This is a genomic window from Pseudomonas sp. 910_23, from assembly GCF_052850795.1.
This window is the reverse complement of the sequence record NZ_VXCZ01000018.1, coordinates 90,173-109,351: the sequence shown is the minus strand read 5'-3', so window position 1 is coordinate 109,351 and position 19,179 is coordinate 90,173. Positions and strand designations below refer to the sequence as shown.

General features: G+C 62.0%; 17 protein-coding genes and 1 pseudogene. 9 read left to right on the top strand and 9 right to left on the bottom strand.

Going from position 1 to position 19,179, the window contains the following annotated elements; all coding sequences use genetic code 11:
- Positions 1-131 precede the first annotated feature (131 nt).
- The 4 genes from FW800_RS20830 to FW800_RS20815 form a co-directional block, all read right to left on the bottom strand.
- Positions 132-533 carry an ExbD/TolR family protein gene (locus FW800_RS20830; protein WP_034125467.1) on the bottom strand — a complete coding sequence of 134 codons (402 nt, stop codon included), beginning with the start codon at positions 531-533 and terminating at the stop codon, positions 132-134.
- A 1-nt stretch (position 534) separates the two neighbouring features.
- Entirely contained in the window at positions 535-1,257 is a 723-nt protein-coding gene (locus FW800_RS20825; RefSeq protein ID WP_103734064.1) for a MotA/TolQ/ExbB proton channel family protein, read from the bottom strand.
- 49 nt (positions 1,258-1,306) lie between these two features.
- Positions 1,307-2,083 (bottom strand): energy transducer TonB, encoded by a 777-nt coding sequence (locus FW800_RS20820; protein ID WP_446438371.1) that lies wholly within the window; start codon positions 2,081-2,083, stop codon positions 1,307-1,309.
- A gap of 234 nt (positions 2,084-2,317) precedes the next feature.
- Positions 2,318-3,169, bottom strand: coding sequence for a LysR family transcriptional regulator (locus tag FW800_RS20815; RefSeq protein ID WP_005783745.1), 852 nt, complete (start codon positions 3,167-3,169; stop codon positions 2,318-2,320).
- A 105-nt stretch (positions 3,170-3,274) separates the two neighbouring features.
- Here FW800_RS20815 and FW800_RS20810 point away from each other — a divergent pair, with 105 nt between their 5' ends.
- Positions 3,275-3,736, top strand: coding sequence for a nucleoside deaminase (locus FW800_RS20810; RefSeq protein ID WP_122734796.1), 462 nt, complete (start codon positions 3,275-3,277; stop codon positions 3,734-3,736).
- Complete coding sequence (locus FW800_RS20805; RefSeq protein WP_223018013.1) at positions 3,723-4,910, top strand: CynX/NimT family MFS transporter; 1,188 nt, start codon at positions 3,723-3,725, stop codon at positions 4,908-4,910. The genes FW800_RS20810 and FW800_RS20805 overlap by 14 nt, the downstream gene beginning before the upstream one ends.
- Here FW800_RS20805 and FW800_RS20800 read toward each other — a convergent pair.
- Positions 4,881-7,196 carry a TonB-dependent receptor gene (locus FW800_RS20800; protein WP_446438370.1) on the bottom strand — a complete coding sequence of 772 codons (2,316 nt, stop codon included), beginning with the start codon at positions 7,194-7,196 and terminating at the stop codon, positions 4,881-4,883. The two genes, FW800_RS20805 and FW800_RS20800, sit on opposite strands and share 30 nt — an antisense overlap.
- A 155-nt stretch (positions 7,197-7,351) precedes the next feature.
- Between FW800_RS20800 and FW800_RS20795 the strand changes: the two genes are divergently transcribed.
- The 3 genes and pseudogenes from FW800_RS20795 to FW800_RS20785 all read left to right on the top strand — a co-directional run bounded on the left by FW800_RS20795 (position 7,352) and on the right by FW800_RS20785 (position 10,550).
- Positions 7,352-8,296, top strand: coding sequence for a LysR family transcriptional regulator (locus FW800_RS20795; protein ID WP_446438369.1), 945 nt, complete (start codon positions 7,352-7,354; stop codon positions 8,294-8,296).
- A gap of 11 nt (positions 8,297-8,307) precedes the next feature.
- Positions 8,308-8,646: pseudogene (locus FW800_RS20790) on the top strand (HIT family protein); the annotation flags it as partial.
- Between the two features lie 296 nt (positions 8,647-8,942).
- On the top strand, positions 8,943-10,550 hold the full coding sequence (locus FW800_RS20785; RefSeq protein WP_446438368.1) for an alkaline phosphatase family protein: 1,608 nt from the start codon (positions 8,943-8,945) through the stop codon (positions 10,548-10,550).
- A gap of 124 nt (positions 10,551-10,674) precedes the next feature.
- Here the strand turns inward: FW800_RS20785 and FW800_RS20780 are convergent, their stop codons facing one another.
- Complete coding sequence (locus FW800_RS20780; protein WP_446438367.1) at positions 10,675-11,580, bottom strand: TauD/TfdA dioxygenase family protein; 906 nt, start codon at positions 11,578-11,580, stop codon at positions 10,675-10,677.
- A 182-nt stretch (positions 11,581-11,762) separates the two neighbouring features.
- Between FW800_RS20780 and FW800_RS20775 the strand changes: the two genes are divergently transcribed.
- Positions 11,763-12,683, top strand: a complete 921-nt coding sequence (locus FW800_RS20775; RefSeq protein ID WP_446438366.1) for a LysR family transcriptional regulator — start codon at positions 11,763-11,765, stop codon at positions 12,681-12,683.
- Positions 12,684-12,786: 103 nt separating this feature from the next.
- Here the strand turns inward: FW800_RS20775 and FW800_RS20770 are convergent, their stop codons facing one another.
- The gene (locus FW800_RS20770; RefSeq protein WP_216090575.1) at positions 12,787-13,788 is read right to left on the bottom strand and encodes an ABC transporter substrate-binding protein; all 1,002 of its coding nucleotides are present in this window, start codon (positions 13,786-13,788) and stop codon (positions 12,787-12,789) included.
- Between the two features lie 287 nt (positions 13,789-14,075).
- Here FW800_RS20770 and FW800_RS20765 point away from each other — a divergent pair, with 287 nt between their 5' ends.
- Entirely contained in the window at positions 14,076-15,674 is a 1,599-nt protein-coding gene (locus FW800_RS20765; protein ID WP_446438365.1) for an ABC transporter permease, read from the top strand.
- Positions 15,671-16,486, top strand: a complete 816-nt coding sequence (locus tag FW800_RS20760; RefSeq protein ID WP_032878454.1) for an ABC transporter ATP-binding protein — start codon at positions 15,671-15,673, stop codon at positions 16,484-16,486. The genes FW800_RS20765 and FW800_RS20760 overlap by 4 nt, the downstream gene beginning before the upstream one ends.
- Here the strand turns inward: FW800_RS20760 and FW800_RS20755 are convergent.
- Positions 16,473-17,543, bottom strand: coding sequence for a fatty acid desaturase (locus FW800_RS20755; RefSeq protein ID WP_446438364.1), 1,071 nt, complete (start codon positions 17,541-17,543; stop codon positions 16,473-16,475). The two genes, FW800_RS20760 and FW800_RS20755, sit on opposite strands and share 14 nt — an antisense overlap.
- 101 nt (positions 17,544-17,644) lie before the next feature.
- Here FW800_RS20755 and FW800_RS20750 point away from each other — a divergent pair, with 101 nt between their 5' ends.
- Complete coding sequence (locus tag FW800_RS20750) at positions 17,645-18,661, top strand: AraC family transcriptional regulator (protein WP_446438363.1); 1,017 nt, start codon at positions 17,645-17,647, stop codon at positions 18,659-18,661.
- A gap of 118 nt (positions 18,662-18,779) precedes the next feature.
- Here the strand turns inward: FW800_RS20750 and FW800_RS20745 are convergent, their stop codons facing one another.
- Positions 18,780-19,145 (bottom strand): response regulator transcription factor, encoded by a 366-nt coding sequence (locus FW800_RS20745; RefSeq protein ID WP_005783719.1) that lies wholly within the window; start codon positions 19,143-19,145, stop codon positions 18,780-18,782.
- Between the last annotated feature and the right edge of the window lie 34 nt (positions 19,146-19,179).

Here is a 19,179-nt window from a genome sequence, read left to right as displayed (position 1 = left end):
TGAATTGCACGCCCAGAAATATTCAAATACGTGAAAATTCTTTTCCCCTATAAACACTGTAACCACAAATAAAAAAAGGCCGCACCCTGCCAAGGAAACGGCCTAAAAAAAACGTGTCGCGGCGGATGAAACTAACGTGCGGTAATCACCGACAATTTGGTAATCCCCGCACGTTCAATCGACGCCATGGCGCGTGCCACTTCGCCGTAGTTCACTCCATCGTCAGCCTGCAATTGCACCCGCACATCGGGGTCCTTGGCCTTGGCCGCCTGCAGGTTGAATTCCAGCAGGTCCGGCTGGATTTCGTCCTTGTTGATAAACAGTTTGCCGGCGCCGTCGATGCTCACCACCAGCGGGTCTTTCTGCTCGACAGGCGCCACGGCCTGGGTCTTGGGCAGGTTGATCGGGATCGAGTTGGTCAACAGCGGAGCGGTGACGATAAACACCACCAGCAGCACCAGCATCACATCCACCAGGGGCGTGACGTTGATCTCGCTCAGCACCTCATCACTGTCTTGCGTGGAGAAGGCCATGTCAGGACGCCTCCTTCACTTTTTGCGGGCTGGCGGCGCTGGCTTTGGTCAGTGTCGGGTGCAACAGCACGCGGAATGAGTTCTTCTGCGCCAGGCTGTAGAAGTCGTGGGCAAAGTCATCCAGGTCTGCCGCTGTCAGCTTCAGGCGGCGCAGGAAATAGTTGTAGACAAGCACCGCAGGCACGGCCACGGCGATCCCCACGCCGGTCGCCACCAGCGCCGCACCAATCGGCCCCGCCACGGTTTCCAGGCTGGCGGACCCGGCGGCGCTGATCCCCTTCAGCGCTTCCATGATGCCCCACACGGTGCCAAACAGGCCGATGAACGGCGAGGTGCTGCCGATACTGGCGACCACAGCCAGGCCGGTCTCCAGGGAGCGGCGCTCGCGCACGATTTGCTGGCGCAGGGCGCGTTCGAGTCGGTCCTGATGATTGATCGCCTGGCTTAGATCCGCAGCGTGAGGGGTATCGCCCACCTGGATTGCGGCATAGCCGGCCTGGGCCACGCGCGCGGCGGCGCCGGGCTGGGTTTCGGCGAGTTCGGCGGCTGAATCGAGGCTCGATGCCGCCCAGAACTGTTTGTGAAACTTGCGATCCTGAGCCTTGAGGCGACCGAACTGCACGCCCTTGAGCAAGGCCAGGCCCCAGGTGGCGACCGAAAAGATCACCAGCAGCCAGATCACCGCGCTTTCGATGGATTCAAGTGGAGACGCTAATGCCATGATGTTTTCCCTCTTGTGCAGGTCGCGGCGTGTGCACACCGCGGCCGAATAATTAATGAATCTTGAAGTCGATCGGTACGCTGACCCAGCCGTCCTGGGCCACATCCCCCTGCTTGGCCGGTACGAAGCTCCAGCGCTTCACGGCGGCCAGTGCGGCGTCATCGAGCTGCTGGCGCCCGCTGCTTTTCTGCACCTGAATCTCGCCCGGTTTACCGCTGGCCAGCACATGCACCCTTAACAACACCGTGCCTTCCCAACCGCGACGCTGAGCCAGTGACGGGTACTCCGGTGCCGGGTTTTTCAGGTACGCGGCGTTGGCCGAAGCCGGCGTCACCGGCGCGGGCGCGGGCGGAGCAGGTGGGGCTGGCGTCGGTGACGCAGGCGGCTGCTCGACGGGTTTGGGGGCCGGCTTGGGCTTGGGTTTCACAATAGGTTTGGGCGGCGCCGGCTTGGCCGCCAACTCATCCACCACCGGCGGTGGCTCGACCACAGGCGACGGCGGTGGTGGCGGTACAGGTGGTGGCGTTTCAACCACCGGCGGCGCCGGCTGGGAAAATTCGATGGTCATCGGCGGAATTTCCGGCGGCACAATCGGCAGCACCGGCGTGGGTTTCTGGCTCACCCAATAGATCACTGCGCCATGCAGCGCCAACACCAGCATCCCGAGCAAAATCCCTTCGCGGCGGCTGGAAAAACGCTTCGGGGTCTTCTGCAGGCGCAATTGCCCCAACGGCGCGCGATGCGGCCGGCCAAGGTCGACCAACTCACCACTCGGTGCCTGGCGCCAATGCGCCTCGGGTGCACTGGCGGCGGTCTGGACATTGCCCATTGATTCACTCCCTACGGTTTTGAAAAACCGACGGGCCAGCGTGCAGCCCCGTCGAGGGGTGAATCATCGGGGCCTGACACTTATCTCTTAAAGTAATCTTTAAAGTTATACATAGAACAAAAACGCATAAATAAAACAACCGCTGACGTCAAAGCCACGTGGCTCGGGGCCTGGCACCAAACCCTTGTTTTTCAATGCTTTAAAGGCATACAAAATATTCATCAAAGGTATGGCTCAGTGCGGGTTCCCACTGCATAACGCCAGCAATTCTCCCAACAAACTCTGGCCCGCTGCGCCCAGGCCACTGCGACCATACAAGGCCAATCGCACGCCATGGACAGGCGGCAGGCCACTCTCTGGGCCGAGTATGCGATGGCCCGGTTGCAACACCCGCTCCGGCAACAGGCTGATGCCCAAGCCTGCCGCCACCGCTGAACACACACTGGCCAGGCTGGCACTGGAGTAGCCGATGCGCCAACGCCAGCCGGCCCGCTCAAGATGGTGAAGCATGTCGTTGCGGTACAAGCCGCCCACCGGGAAAGCCACCAGCGGCAGCGGGTCGCGACCCAGCGCCGGGGTGCTCAGGCTGTCGACCCAATACAAGGGCTCCGGCCACGACGCCACACAGTCGTCGCTGTCGCCCATCTGCTTGACCAGCAACACATCGAACTCACCGCCCCGGTACTGGCGCTGCAATTCAGGGCCCAGACCGCTGGTGACTTCCAGCCGCACCCGTGGATAGGCCACGACAAACGCTGAAAGCAGCGGCATCAGGCGCTCGGCGGCAAAGTCCTCCGGCACGCCGAGGCGCAACACACCGTCGCTCTGCTGGTTGATCAGCACGTCGGCGGCTTCTTCGTGCAGCGCGAGAATACGGCGCGCATACGCGAGCAGACGCTCACCCTCGGCGGTAGCCACCACGCGGCGCTGGTCGCGGTCCAGTAACTGACAAGCCACTGCGTCTTCCAGCCGGCGGATCTGCTGGCTGACAGTGGACTGGGTCAAATGCAGGCGCTCGGCGGCGCGGGTGAAATTGCCGCAGTCCACCACGGCGACAAAACTGCGCAACAACACGGGATCGAACAACGTCATCACCATTGCGTTTGCCACTGATTGGCATGTTTATATTTAATTTCAGCATACCCCGGTGGCTGACCATACTTCACCTTTCATCGCGCCCGGGGGGCTTGTATGACCAACGATCAACCACACCTGCAACGCGCTATCGCCTTGGCCCGCGCCAACGTCGCCCAAGGTGGCCGACCCTTCGGCGCGGTGCTGACGCGCAACGGTGAAGTGCTGGTGGAAGCCGTGAATGAGATCCACCTGACCCAGGACCCTACCGCCCACGCCGAGCTGCTGGCGATCCGCGCAGCGAGCCGCCAACTGGGTGCACGCCTGGACGGCTGCGTGATCTACGCCAGCGGCCAGCCTTGCCCGATGTGCCTGAGCGCCATGTACCTGTGCGGTGTAGAACGGGTGGTGTTTGCTGCCAGCAACGAAATGGCCGAGCCGTTCGGCCTGTCGACCGCAGCCATCAGCCAACAGGTTGGCTTGCCCATCGGTGCGCAACGCCTGCCCATCCAGCACCTGCCCGACAGCGCAATGACTGCGTTGTATCACCAGTGGAAAACCCTGCATGACCCTGAATAAATCCCTCGCCGGCTGGGGCCTTCTGGTGGTGCTCGGCCTGAACCTGCGCCCGATCCTCAGCTCCATCAGCCCGCTGCTCGGCGAGATTCGCCAGGCCACCGGGCTGAGCTTCCAGAGCAGCGCCTTGCTCACCAGCCTGCCGGTGATCTGCATGGGGCTGGTGGCACTGGTCGGCGTGCGCGTGGAAGCGCGCTTGGGCGAACGTCGCGGCATCGCCCTGGGCTTGTTGATGATTTTGCTGGCGTGCCTGGCGCGCTGGTTGATGGGCCAGGCTTCGGCGCTGTTGGTTACCGCACTGCTCGGCGGCGCGGGCGTGGCGCTGATCCAGGCGCTGGTGCCCGCGATGATCAAGCGCGAATTTCATCACCGCGTGCCTGTGGCGATGGGCGTGTATTCGGCCTCGCTGATGGCCGGGGGTGGGCTGGCGGCGCTGCTTAGCCCGGTGGTGGCCCTGCATTTCCAGCAATGGCAGGCAGGCCTGGGGGTGTGGTTATTGCCGGCGCTGGGGGCATTGCTGCTATGGGCCTGGCTGCCGCTGGGTGCCGCGCGAAACCCACAACAGGCACCTGCGTTCAAAGGGTTGCGCAACCGGCGTGCCTGGCTGCTGGCGCTGTATTTCGGCCTGGTCAATTGTGGCTACATGAGCATGGTCGCGTGGCTGCCCGCCTACTATCAGCAACTGGGTTGGGGCGTGCTGCCCAGCGGCTCGTTGCTGGCGTTCATGACCATCTTCCAGGTGATCGCCGCACTGTTGATGCCGGTGCTGGCGCAACGTGGGATTGATCGGCGCCCGTTGCTGAGCATCAGCCTGCTGGCGCAAACGGTCGGCTACCTCGGCCTGCTGATGGCGCCACAGCAATTCCCGCACCTGTGGGTAGCGCTGATCGGCTTCGGCCTGGGCGCATGTTTCGCCCTGAGCCTGCTGCTGACCCTCGACCACCACCGCGACCCACGCCAAGCCGGGCAGCTGGCGGCATTCGTGCAAGGCGTAGGCTTTCTGATCAATGCACTTTCGCCGTGGCTGACCGGCGCGCTGCGCGAGCTCACCGGCAACTTTGTCAGCGCCTGGGTGGTGCTGACGGTGACCGTGGTGGCGATGCTGCTGGTGACGCGGGTGTTCAGCCCGGCCACCTATCGCACTGACCTAGAAGTCGTAGCGCCCAGTCACGCCTAGGGTGCGCGGCGTGCCCAACAGGCCCTCGTAACCGCCGTTACCGCCGGTCCACAGGGTGGTGTAGTAGGTTTTGTCGAAGGCGTTTTTCAGCCACAGCGACACGTCCCACTGCCCCTGCTCATAGTTACCGCGCAGGCCGGTGGACAGGTTGACCACCGCATACGCCGGGATCTGCCCGTAGTCGGAATCTTCCACCGTGCCCACTGCCTTGGAACGGAACGCATAGCTAGCGGTGACGTAGGGTTCCAAACCGTTAGCCAGGTTCCATTTGTATTCGCCGTTGGCATTGGCGATCCACTTCGAGGCGCCCACCACCTGGTGGCCGGTCAGGTTGCAGGACGCCGGTGCACCGGGGCGCAAGCTGGTTTCGGGTGGGCACGGTGCATCCTTGTACGACAGGTAGCTCACGTCGCTGAACGAGCCGTTGATATTCAGGGTCAGGCCCTTGATCGGCACCAGAGTGCTTTCCACTTCCACGCCCCGCGAACGCACGGAACCGGCGTTGGTCAGGTACTGCACACGGTTGTCCTGGTCGTAGGCGTTGGTCTGGTAGCCGTTGATCTGGGTCCAGAACAGGTTGGCGTTGAGTTGCAGACGGCGGTCCCACAACGTGCTCTTGAAACCCAACTCGGCGTTGTTGGCGCGCTCGGTGCCGATCAGTAACGAGTCGGCCCCGGCCGTGGGCGCAGACCCTACCGCCAGGTTGACCCCACCAGACTTCTCGCCATGGGACAGCGTCGCGTAGCCCAGCAGGTTGTCATTGAAGTGATAACTGAGGTTGAGCAGCCCCGAAGGGGTGGCGCTGTACTGCGTCAGGTCGCCCGAGTCATACGCCCCGGTGCGCCCCCGCCGTGCAATGGCCCCCGCACCGCTCACCGCAGCACCGCCCAGCGGCGCATTGCGCGTGACCCAGGCGCTTTTTTCTTCGTAGGTGCCGCGCAGGCCGGCGGTGAAATCCAGGCGCTCGGTGAGGTGCCAGGTGCCTTGGGCGAACAGGGCAAAACTGTCGGTGCGGATATGCCCGTTGCCGACGCTGCTCACATTGCTCAAAGCGCCGTTCGGCGTGCCGTTCCAGATATCGGCCTTGGGGCCGTAATAAGCGAAGGATTTGTTGTCCAGGTCGGAGCCGAAGTAATAGGCGCCGAGCACGTAATCGAAGAAGCCGCCGGTAGGCGATGCCAGGCGAAACTCCTGGGACCACTGCTTATCTTCCACTGAGACCCCGGCGTTATACGACGCCGGTACGTTGAGGCCGTCATCATTGCGTGGGGTGAAATTCCACCAGCGATAGGAGCTCACCGACGTCAGGGTGAAGTCACTAGGCAGCGTCCAGTTGGCCTCCAGCGAGGTACCACCCTGGAACACGGTGACATGCTGGTCGTTGTCCAGGTTGACCTTGCGATGGGTGCCATCCACCAGGGTCGCCCCCGCTGCGTTGGCCCGGGATTGATACAGGTTGGTGCCATTGATGGTCGGCCCGGTGCTGTACAGCACGCGGGTGCCGGCGCTGGAATCCTCTTCGTTGTAATCACCGATCCAGCGCAGGTTGAACGCCTCGTTGGGCTTGTACAACAGTTGCCCGCGAAAGCCCTGGCGCGAACCGCCGTTAAGCTCATGGCCGTCGTGCTCGTTCTTGATGTCGCCGTCGCTGCGGGTGCGATAGGCCGAGAAACGCCCCGCCAGGTCCTCGGTGAGTGGGCCGGAGATCGTGCCCTTGGTCTGGAAATAACCGTCCTCGCCCAGAGAGGTTTCGATGCTGCGCTCCGGGGTAAAGCTCGGTGCGCGGGTGCTGATGTTGATGACCCCGGCGGTGGTGTTCTTGCCGAACAACGTCCCTTGCGGGCCACGCAGTACTTCAAGCTGCTCGATGTCCATCAGGTCGAACACCGCCATGCCCGGGCGCCCAAGGTAGACGTTGTCGATATACAACCCCACGCTGCCTTCCAGGCCATCGCTGGCCGGGTTATTGCCCAGGCCGCGAATCGACACGCTGGACTGGCGCGCGTGCATGTAGGCGACGTTGACGCTGGGCACCAGTTGCTGCAAATCCTGGATGCGGTACACCCGCTGGGTTTCCAGCGCCTGGCCGCCGACCACGCTCATGGGCGTTGGCACGGCCTGGGCACTTTCGGTACGCCGCCGGGCCGTCACGGTGACGGTTTCCAGTTGGCCACTGGCGCTTTCGCCCTTGCCGGCAGGCGCGGGTGTTTCAGCGGCCTGGGAAGGCGACCAACTGCTGCTACCGGCCACCAGCATCGCCAGCGGCAAGGACTTGAACAGACTCATAAGCGGCTCCAGAACCCGGAGATATCCGTCGCCAGATATTCCTAAAGGTTATTTATTTATGTTTTTACGAACATTTACTGCATAAGAGATAGCCTTTATAAGGAGTCGACCTAATGCATAGCCAATGCATTTCCCGGATATTTTTGATGTGAAAAATGCATATCGATTTGCGCCAGCTTCGCCACTTCATCGCCCTCGCCGAGCAACGCAGTTTTGTCGCGGCAGCCTTGGCCGTGAACCTGTCGCAGTCGGCGTTCAGTCGCAGCATCCAGGCCCTTGAACACAGCGCCGGCTGCCAGCTGGTAGACCGTGGCCGCAAGGACCTGGCGCCCACCAAGCAAGGTCAGGTACTGCTCGAACATGCCCGGCGCCTGGTCAGCGGCGCCCAGCAATTGGCCAACGAGATCAGCCAGTTCAACGGCCTGGAAGCCGGCGAGCTGCGCTTCGGCTGCGGCCCGGCCCCGGCAGGTGGGTTGATCCCGCGCGCCATCGGCAGTTTTATCGGGCGCTACCCCAAGGCCCGCGTGCAGTTCCAGGTGGATGACTGGCAAAGCCTGGGCAAACGCCTGCTCAGCGAAGAGTTCGAGTTCTTCGTCGCCGACACTCGCCACTTCGAAGCCAACCCCGACTACCACACCCACCGCCTGCGCGCCCGTCGCTGGTATTTCTGCTGCCGCGCCGGCCACCCCCTGGCCGGCCGCGAAAGCATCCGCGCCGATGAACTGATGAGTTATCCGCTGGCGGTCACCATTCGCCCGCCGAACCTGCGCAAGGTCATCGCCGACCTCAGCGGCCGGCCCGATTACCAACCCAATGTGGAGTGCGAAAACGGCTATAGCCTGATGGGCGTGGTGCTGCGCTCGGATGCCATCGGCATCGTCAGCGCCAACAGCGATGTGCTGCACATGGCGCGGGGCGAACTGGTGTGTTTGAAGATCGATGACCTGGATGAAAACCTGGAGGAGCGTTACACCCGCTACGGGATTGTCAGCCGTGCGGGGTATCGATTGTCGCCGTTGGCGGAGGCGATGATTGAGCAGATCAAGGAGATTGATGAGAGGGACGAGGATGCTTATGCGTTGGAAAATATTGCGGTCTGAGTCAGTGGTGAACGGAGGCCCGCCACCTCCTATGGGAAGACCAGGCCCACATAGCCTTTCTCTCCATATTTCCCAACACGCCGGGGTTCAGTGTCGTTATCCCCAAAACCCATCACGGCAGCTACGCGTTTGTCGAACCGGACACCGCGCTGTGTGACTTGGTCATCGCAGCCAAGAAGACGGCGCAGCTTTTGGACGAAGCGCTAAAAGGTGTGGCTAGAACGGGCATGATTCTGGAGGGTTACGGCGTCGATCATCTGCACGCCAAATTATTCCCGATGCACGGGACCGGGGAAGACGATAAAGAGCTGGCAGAGCTGGCTGCTCACATCAGGTCCTTCGCCGAGTAAGCCCGCTCCCACAGGCTGATCGTGGGGCGTCAGGTAGATGAGTGTCGGCTGGCTAGCCGCCATCGCAGGCAAGCCAGCTCCCACAATTTGATCGCGGAGTGTCAGGTAGATGAGCGTCGGCTGGCGGCCGGCTTCCCCATTTGAAATGCATTCCCCTGTGGGAGCTGGCTTGCCTGCGATGGCGCCAGCAGCCACACCCATGCATTCCCTGCATAAAATCCAGACCTCAAATGCACTTGCCAGCACACCCTGCGAACGGCGAAAAAACGCTCCTGTCCTTCGTCCGGTAAACCTCCATGTCTGAACCAAAACCCGTGCGCAACGTGCTCTACATCATGTGCGACCAACTACGTCGCGACTATCTGTCGTGCTACGGCCATGCTCATCTGCAGACGCCGAATATCGACCGCCTGGCCGCTGCCGGTGTGCGTTTCAGTCGGGCCTATACACAAGGCACCATCTGCGGGCCGTCGCGCATGTCGGCCTATACCGGGCGTTACGTCAGCAGCCATCAGGTGGCGTGGAACGCCGTACCGCTGCCGCTGGAAGAGCTGACGATTGGCGACTACCTGCGCCCCCACGGCATCCGCACCGCGCTGGTGGGCAAGACCCACGCCACGCCGAACCTGGAGGCGTTGCAACGCCTGCATATCGACCCCGACAGCGCCCAGGCCGAGCCGCTGAATGAGGTGGGCTTTGACGCGTACCTGCGCCACGACGGCATCTACCCCGACAGCCCCCTGTTCGACGACAAACGCGAGTCCGCGCCTTACACCCATTACCTGCGCGAGCAGGGCTACGGTGGTCGCAACCCCTGGCATGACTGGGCCAATGCGGCCCAAGGTGAAGACGGTGAAGTGCTCAGCGGCTGGCACATGCGCAACGCCGGCAAACCTGCGCGGGTGGCCGAACAACATTCGGAGACCGTCTACACCACCGACCGCGCCATCGACTTTATCGGCGAGCAGGGGCAGCAGCCATGGTGCCTGCACCTGTCGTACATCAAGCCGCACTGGCCCTACATTGCCCCGGCGCCGTACCACGCGCTGTATGGCGCCGAGCATATCCAGGCGCCGATTCAACCTGAACACACCAGCGATCACCCGGTGTACCAGGCGTTTCGCCAACACCAGGAGAGCCTGAATTTTTCCAGGGATGAAGTGCGCCTGACGGTGATTCCCACGTACATGGGCCTGATCAAACAGATCGACGATCAACTCGGGCGGCTGTTTGATTTTCTGCAAAGCAACGACCGCTGGGACGACACGCTGATCGTGTTTACCAGCGACCATGGTGACTTCCTCGGCGATCATTACCTCGGTGAAAAAGAGTTTTTGCTGGAGCCTGCGGTGGGTGTTCCCTTGATCGTGCGCGACCCACGGGCCAGTGCCGATGTCAGCCGTGGCAGCGTGGACACACACCTGGTGGAAACCATCGACGCCCTGCCCACTTTCCTCGACGCTCTGGGCCTGCCCGCCGCCGACCATCGCCTCGAAGGCCGCTCGCTGATCCCGCTGTTGCACGGCGAGCAACCCACCTGGCGCCACTACGCCATTGCCGAATACGACTACGCCTTCCAGGCCCCGGCCCGGGAACGCCTGGCGCAGCCCATCGACCGTTGCCGCATGACCATGGTGCGCAGCGAACGCTGGAAGTACCTGGCCTATGACGGCTTTCGCCCGCAGCTGTTCGACCTGGAAAACGACCCGCAGGAAATCCACGACCTGGGCAGCGATCCCGCCTATGCCCAGGTGCGCGAGACTCACTTGGGTTATCTGTTCGAATGGCTGCGTGGGTTGAAGCGGCGTACCACCATCAGCCACACCGAGATTGAAGTGCGTGGGCAATGGTTTCGGTATGGTGAGCCGGAGGCGGAAAAAGTGGTGCAGATCGGGGTCTGGTAGAACGGTACAGGACTAAATGTGGGAGGGGGCTTGCTCCCGATAGCAGTGGGCCAGTCAAAGATGCTGTGACTGACACTCCGCTATCGGGAGCAAGCCCCCTCCCACATTTTAATCTCCAACCGGCTTAAAGACCTTTAGTGGTTTTGCTTGATTGCCCCTGCACACCCACCGGCACATCACCCTTGAGCGTGACCCGGCGCACGATGCGCTCTTGGGTGCCATAGTCGTCCACCGCGTAATGCTGGGTGGCACGGTTATCCCAGATCGCCACGTCACCGGTATTCCAGCGCCAGCGCACGGTGTTTTCCAGGCGGGTGACGTGGCCTTGCAGCAGGTTGAACAGTTGCGCCGACTCCGCCTGGGAATAGCCTTTCAAACGCTTGACGAAGTGCCCCAGCAGCAAGGTTTTCTCACCGCTGACCGGGTGCACACGCACCACCGGGTGTTCGGTTTCGTACACTGTCGAAGTGAAGACCTTGCGGTATTCCTCCAGCTTCTCCACCGCTACATCCGGCTTGCGTGCGGCGTAGTCGTATTCGTTGCTGTGCACCGCCCACAGGTGGTCAGCCAACGCACGCAGCTCGACGCTGAGGTCGTTGTAAGCGGCGGCGGTATTGGCCCAGACGGTGTCGCCGCCGGACGCTGGCGCCAGCACCGAACGCAGGATCGAAGCTTTTGGGTAGGCATCGACGAAAGTCACGTCGGTGTGCCAGGAGTTGGCGCGCTGTCCACGGGTGCCATCCAACTCCATCAGAAAGCGCGTGCCGTCGCGCACCGGCACCGTAGGGTGTGCAATCGGCTCACCGAGCAGGTGGGCGAAGGCTTCCTGGCTCTGGTCATCGAGATGGGTTTGCTCGCGGAAGAAAATGACCTTGTACTGCACCAGTGCCTGCTGGATGGCCTCAACGGTGGCGGCATCCAGGTCACCGGATAGTTTGATGCCACGGATCTCGGCGCCGATACGACCGGCCACCGGGTGGATGTCGAGCGCGTGGGCGATGGGTTGAACAGCTAATGCGGCGTTGCTCATTGTGACGACCCTCATGTGCCTGCTGATGGTGGAGATGCTTTCCAGCAACGCTCTATCCATATGCATTTTAGATCTAGCAGATGAATCAATGCTTCGTTGACGGAATAAGAGCTTGCATTTAAAACCTCAGCTTGCTCGGTCGCAAATGCCTTCGACCTATTTTTAAAATGCCGGGAAAGCATATGGATCTTCGCCAACTGCGCTACTTCATCGCCCTCAACGAACACCGCAGTTTCGTGCGTGCGGCGGACGCCATGGGCATCACCCAACCGGCGTTCAGCCGCAGCATCCAGGGGCTGGAACAGGAGTTTGGTTGCGTGCTGGTAGACCGCGGCCACAAGGACCTGCGCCCTACGCCGGAAGGTCAGGTGGTGCTGCAACATGCCCTGAGCCTGGTGCATGGCGCAGCGCTGCTGAGCAGTGAAGTGACGCGCATGACCAAGCTCGACGCCGGCGACCTGCGCTTCGGCTGCGGCCCCGCGCCAGCGGTGAAGTTGGTGCCGGATGCGGTGGCGCGATTTATCAACGCCCACCCGAAAATCCGCACGAGTTTCCAGGTGGACAACTGGGAAACCCTCAGCCGCAGCCTGAGCCGTGAAGAGATCGAATTCTTTATCGCCGACATCCGTCAGTTCGAGGCCGACCCGAATTTCCAGACCCGCGCACTGACACCCAAGCGCGGCGTCTTTTTCTGCCGCCCCGGGCACCCGTTGCTGGCCAAGGACAGCCTGTCGACCAACGATATGTTCGACTATCCGCTGGCCGCGCCGCTGATCTCCCAGGGTATTCGCAAACTGCTGGCGAACCTGAGTGGGCGCATGGATTTTTCCCCGAGCATCCAGACCGAGCACTTCCCGGCGCTGGTGAAGATTGTGCTGCAATCCAACGCCATCGGCGTCGGCACCGAGGAAGCGTTCGCCGAGGATGTGGCCAGCGGTTCGCTGGTGCTGCTGCATTGGCGCAACCTGCCGCAGCACATGGATACCCTGAGCGCACGCTGCGGGATCGTCAGCCGCACGGGGTCGCGGTTGTCGCCAGCGGCGAAGGCGATGATCGAGACGTTGGTGGAGGTGGATAGTCAGCAGGTAAGTGTGGCGGTTTGAAGGGCCTCATCGCGGGCAAGCCAGCTCCCACATTGAGCGGTGAACACATTCAAGTGTGGGAGCTGGCTTGCCTGCGATAGCGATAGCCCAGGCACCGACAAGCTCAGAGCCCCGCCGCCACCAAACCCGGCGCCACCCAATCGCTCACCTGAAACGACTTGCGAATCAGCTTCTCCTTCGAGGCCAAATCCACCGCATCCTGCAATTTGCCCAGGAACACCGGGTCCAGGGTCGAGGGGAAAATCTCACTGAGTTTCTGGTCTTTCAAATCATTGGTCAGGATCACCGGCGGGTAACTGGCCAACCCCGACACCAGCGCGATATAGGCCTGCTTGTTGTTGTCATCGGTCAACCACTGCACTGCTTGCTGCTGGGCCTTGAGCAGCTTGGCCACAGCATCTGGGTGTTCGTCGACAAACTTGGCGCTGCCCACCAGCACGGCCTGGATGCTGCCGGCATCGCCCAGGTCCTTGGTGGTCAGCGGTATTTCTGCCAAGCCTTTGGCCTGCAACGCCGTGAGAGTGGAGCCGCCCCAGGTTGCGTCAATCTGCTTGGCGGCCAGCGCAGCGCTGGCGGCATTGAAGTCCAGGTTGATGACCTTCAGGTCCTTCTCACTCAAGCCCTGGCTGGCCAATGCGCTGTCGAACGACAACTGGCTGGCCGTGCCGCGGAACACTGCGACACGTTTGCCCTTGAGGTCTTGCAGCGTCTTGATGCCAGAGCCCGGCACCACGCCGAGGTAGTGCTTCACACCACGCGCGGTGGCGCTGAGCAGGCGAGTATCCAGGCCATTGGAGCGGCCGATGATCGCCGCCAGGTCACCCAGATAGGCAAGGTCCACCTGGCCATTGGCGAAGGCTTCATTGATCACAGGGCCCGCGCCCTTGAAGTAATTCCACTGGATCTTGATGCCTTGGTCGGCAAAGGCTTTTTCATAGATTTGCTGTTCACGCAAAACGTCGGTGATGCCGCCGCCACTGTGCTGGCTACCGGCACTGAGGTCGGGCACGGCGATGCGAATTTCCTTGAGGTCAGCGGCATGCACCAGCCCGGCCAGGGCGGTACCGGCGAACAGGCTGATCAGACGTTTGAAGGGCAGTTTCATAAGCGCAGCTCCTGGTGGGCGACGGTCGCCTGGGGAGCAAAAAATAGGCACAGCACGAACAAAACTTTAAATACTATAAATGCACAATTTAATAGCTTTTTGGACTATGCGAGCGAATACACAGGCTCCAGAGCGGTATGCATGAACAGCATCGAAAATATTCTTCGAATGCATTGGATGCGTGGAGAGCTGAGGCTTTAAATGATTTCTCTTATCTCGCAATCATCTTGATTACGTTTTTATAAGATCGAAATCACATAATGCATTTGGCGACACGGAGGTCTTCCATGGCCCGGATTTCACTTTTGAGCCTACCTCTGCCGGCCCCGTCCAACGGCAGAGTGCCGCGTTGGCCGCAGCTGAGTCAGCGCCTGTTGCCGTGGCTGCTGCCGTTCACGTTGTTTGCCCTATGGTGGTTGGCCAGCCGCAATCACTGGATGAGCGAACAGATTCTGCCCGCCCCCGCCCTGGTGTGGAGCAGCGCAGTGGAGTTGGCCGGTGGCGAGTTATGGAGCCATCTTGCGATCAGCTTGCAGCGCCTGCTCTGGGGCCTGCTGGCCGGTATCGGCGTGGGCGCGATACTCGGCGCAATCCTGGGTTTCAGCGCCCGCGCCGAGCGTTTGGTATTCCCCACGTTCAGCGCGCTGTCGCAGGTACCGACCTTGGCGTGGATTCCGCTGTTCATGGTGTTTTTCGGCATTGGCGAAACCTTGAAACTGGTGGTGCTGGTCAAGGCCATTGTGATGCCCGTAACTCTGCACACCCTGGTGGGCGTGCGCGACGCCCAACCCAACCTGCGCGAAGCCGCCCGCGTGTTGCGCCTGCCCACCCACTTGCTGATCCGCCGCCTGATCCTGCCCGCTGCGCTACCGGCGTTCATGGCCGGGGTACGCCTGGCCCTGGCGGCGGGCTGGACGTCGTTGCTGGCCGTGGAGTTGCTGGCCTCCAGCGAAGGCATCGGCTACCTGATGGTGTGGGCGCGCCAGTTGTTCATGCTCGATATTGTCTTTGTGTGCATCGTGGTCATCGGCGTGCTGGGTGTGGTGATGGACCGCGGCATCGGTTGGCTGGATCGCAAGTGGGTGCACTGGCCCCATCCGGCTACAGCGCAGATCCGCCGCGGGCCACGCTATGAAGGCTGGCAACGCTTGCAACCGTGGCTGTTGCCGCTGCTACTGCTGGCGTTGTGGCAAGTGGCAACGCAACAGGGTTGGGTCGACCCGAACATTCTGGTCAGCCCCCAAGCGGTGCTGCAAACCACCGTGGCGGGTGTGCTGGATGGCAGCCTGACCACGGCGCTGGGCAAAAGCCTCGGCCGGGCCGTGGGTGGCTTGCTGCTCGGCGGCAGCCTGGGCTTTGCCGTGGGCTTGTGGCTGGGGCTGTCGCGGCGCAGTGAGCGGGTACTCGGCCCGACCCTGGCCGCGCTGCGCCAGATCGCGATTTTCGCCTGGGTGCCGCTGCTCACTGCCTGGTTCGGCCTGGGTGAACTGGCCAAGTGGGTGTTTATCGCCCTCGCCGCGTTCTTCCCGTTATTCATCGCCACTCAGCGCAGCGTGCTCAACCTGTCGCCGCAACTGCGCGAAGCCGCGCAAGTGCTGCGCCTGAACCTGTGGCAACGTCTGCGTCGCCTGGTACTGCCGGGGGCCGCGGCGGGGATTTTCGCCGGCCTGCGCCTGAGCCTGATCTACGCCTGGATGGGCACCATCGGCGCGGAATATTTCATGCCCTCGGACGGCGGCATCGGCAGCCTGATGATCGGCGCCCAACAGTTGCTGCGCATGGACCTGATCATGAGCGGCATGCTCCTGGTCGGCCTCACCGGCGCCGCCCTCAACCTGATCGGCCAACGCATCGAAACCCGTGCCACCCGCTGGAGACACGCATGAACGCACCGATTGTCAGCTTCAACCATGTGGGCAAAAGCTTCGATGTCGACGGCTTCGAACTGGAAGCCATCCGCGAATTCAACCTGCAGATTGCCGAAGGGGAATTTGTCGCGATTGTCGGCGCCAGCGGTTGCGGCAAGTCCACCCTGCTGCGTCTGCTGGTGGGGCTCGACACGCAATATCGCGGCGAGATCCAGGTTGATGGCAAGGCCGTCAGCGGTATCGGTGGCGAGCGCGGTATCGTGTTCCAGGAGCACCGCCTGTTTCCCTGGCTGACCGTGGCACAGAACATCGGCCTGGGCCTGGTCAACGAGCCGCTGAACGAGGCCGAGCGCAACCGGCGCATCCGTGACTTTATCGAGCTGGTGGGCCTCACCGATTTCACGCGTGCCTACCCGCATCAACTCTCCGGCGGCATGGCGCAACGGGTGGCGATCGCTCGTGGCCTGGTAGCCAGCCCACGCATCCTGTTGCTGGACGAACCCTTCGGCGCCCTCGACGCACTGACCCGCCAGCAGATGCAGGACGAGCTCCTGGCAATTCGCGCCCGCGCCAGGATCACCACGGTACTGGTCACCCATGATGTGGAAGAGGCGATTTTCCTCGCCGACCGCGTGGTGGTGATGGAGCCCCGGCCGGGGCGCATCAAGCAGATGGTGGACATTGCCCTGCCCCATCCGCGCCAGCGCAGCAGCTTTGAATTCCACCAACTGCGCGAACAATTGCTGCATGAACTGATCAGTGACGACCACTACCAGCCGCCGGTGCGCGAACAGATCCGCGATTTGCCCCTGGCGTTCATTGCTTGCTGAAAGCGAGTTTGACGCCCGGCTGCTCCTGGCGCTCAAACCGATTGGCCCGGGCGAAGGTGCCGAAATCATTGAAGCGCACACCCATCTCGGCCATGACCTTATGCGCCACCTTGACGGTCATCTGGCGAATGTAGAACGGCTCCTTCACCACAAAGTGATGGATGCCATGGGTGCTGCCGAAGTTGAAGCAGAACGCCTGCAACGGCCACAGCCACCAGGGGTTCAATACCTGGGTCTGCTGGATCACGTTGCCCAGTTCCACATCGCCGTAGTAGTGCATGTTGGAGCTGACAAAGTGCAGGCAGAACGTACGCAATACGTTGGGGCCGATGATCACCACTGCAGCGATGTCGATCACCTGCATCATCTGCAAGGTGCCGGCCGACCACATGATCGGCGCGCCCAACAGGCTGGCGATGCCGTTGGCGGCATGAAAGCCGAGGAAGACGTACCAGGCGCCCCAATGCAGCAGTGCCAGCGGGGCATACACCAGCACCACGCGCTTGAGGATGCTGAACTTGTGTGCCCAGGTCTTGGCCCGCAGCATTCGGATCAAGGCCGACATCATGTTGTCGCCCACCATCAGCAAGCGCGCAACCCCCCAGGGCTCGCCGTTGGTAATGGCGCGCTCTTCCATATCGGTCTCCGTGCCGGAGACCTTGTGATGGTTGAGGTGCAAATGCCGGCGTATCCACGGGTTGATCGTGCTTGGCCGTGCCAGCCATACCAGGCCCATCATCAGGTTGTGGGGCAGGCGCTGCTTGCGAAAGTACATGCTGTGGATCAGGTCGTGCTCCAACTCGTGGGTCAGTGAAGCAAAGAACGCATTGAGCAGCAGGCACGCCCACCAGGCCAGGTGACCGCTGATATAGAGCGCCGCCGAGCCGAGCATGCCCAACAAGGCAAACGCCAGGATGCCCGCGCCCAGGGCGTCCTGATGCAGCAGCCAGGGATGGCGCTGGCGCAATCGGGCGCCCTCGGCCAGCACCACCTCACGGATATGCGCTGAACGTTGTTGTGCGTTCATCTGTTGGGGACTTGCAGAAGTACCGTCCATGCTTCCATCCTCTTGTACATTGATGTGTCCATCCTGCCCTAAGCGATCGGGCAGGGCGCTAGCCCCGGACGCCAACCTGTTGACCGCAAGCGCCAATCGCCATGACCGAACCCACTTCCCTCGCCAGTTGGACCCGCGCCCTGCGCAAGCAGCTCGACGCCCTGGGCCTGAACAGCGCCACGCTGTGCGCCGAGGCCGGGCTCGACCCGCAGCAGATGGACGACCCCAACGCACGCTATCCGTTGTCGGCCACCACGCGCCTCTGGCAACTGGCGGTGCAGGCCAGCGGTGATCCGGCGATTGGCTTGCGGGTGTCGCGGTTCGTCAGCCCCACCACCTTTCACGCCCTCGGTTATGCCCTGGTGGCCAGCGGCAGCTTGCGCGAGGTGTTCGAGCGCATCGTGCGCTATCACCAGGTGGTCAGTGACGCCCTGAGCCTGGAACTGACCCGCCATGGCGACGCGTATCACTTTCGCCTGCTCCAACCCCAAGGCAGCCCCGCGCCGGCGCCGGCGCCGGCGCCGGAGGCCATCGACGCCTTCGTGGCGATCTATGTGCGCACTTGCCGCAACCGCCTGGGGCGTGACTACGCGCCGCTGGCCGTTTATCTAAGGCGCCCGGAACCCGCCGACCCCACGCCGTGGCATACGGTCTTCCGCTCGCCGGTGTTTTTTGCCGCCGAGGAAGATCGCCTGGAGTTCGCTGCCCACGACTTCGACAGCCATCTCGACGACGCCAACCCGGAATTGGCCGAACACAATGAAACCGTGCTCAAGCGCACCCTCGCCCACCTGCAACCGCTGACCTGGGAGCGCAAGGTGCGCGCCGTGATCGAGGCGCAATTGCCCGATGGCGAGCCGAGTGCCGAACGCGTTGCCCAGGCCTTGCACCTGAGCTTGCGCAGCTTGCAGCGCCACTTGGCGGATGAAGGCTGTCGGTTTGATGCGCTACTCAATGAGTGCAGGCAGAACCTGGCGTTGCTGCACCTGAGGGATCCGCAGTGTTCGTTGGCCGAGATCAGCCATTTGCTGGGGTTTGCCGATACCAGCAGTTTCAACCGGGCGTTCAAGCGCTGGACGGGGATGACGCCCGGGCAATTTCGGGAGGGATTGCGGTAGGAGGATTTTCAGTGGCTGTGATGGCCTCATCGGGGGCAAGCCCCCTCCCACATTCTGATTTGTGAACACGTTCAAAGTGTGGGAGGGGGCTTGTTCCCGATAGCGGTCGCCCAGGCAATCAACGCCCACGATCCCGGCGCAATACTTTCCTCACCCGCGCCACCAACACCTTGGCGTCAAACGGCTTGAGCAAGTAATCATCCTCATGCAGCTCCAACCCCCGCAACCGGTCTTCAATCCCGCCAGGCGTGGTCAAAAACAAAATCGGCGTTTTGCCGCGTTGGCGAATCGCCTGCTGCAATTTCCAGGCGTTCAAGCCCGGCAGCATCACATCCAGAATCACCAGCTCGTACACAGAGCTTTCCACAAACCGCTGCGCCGCCATGCCGTTGGCCGCAACTTCCACGGAGAAGCCGGCCTCGCTCAGACCCTGGGCCATAAGCTGCGCCAGTTGCGGCTGGTCTTCCACTAACAACACCTGCATGTCTTACCTCTGGGTTTGATTACAAACCTGTCAT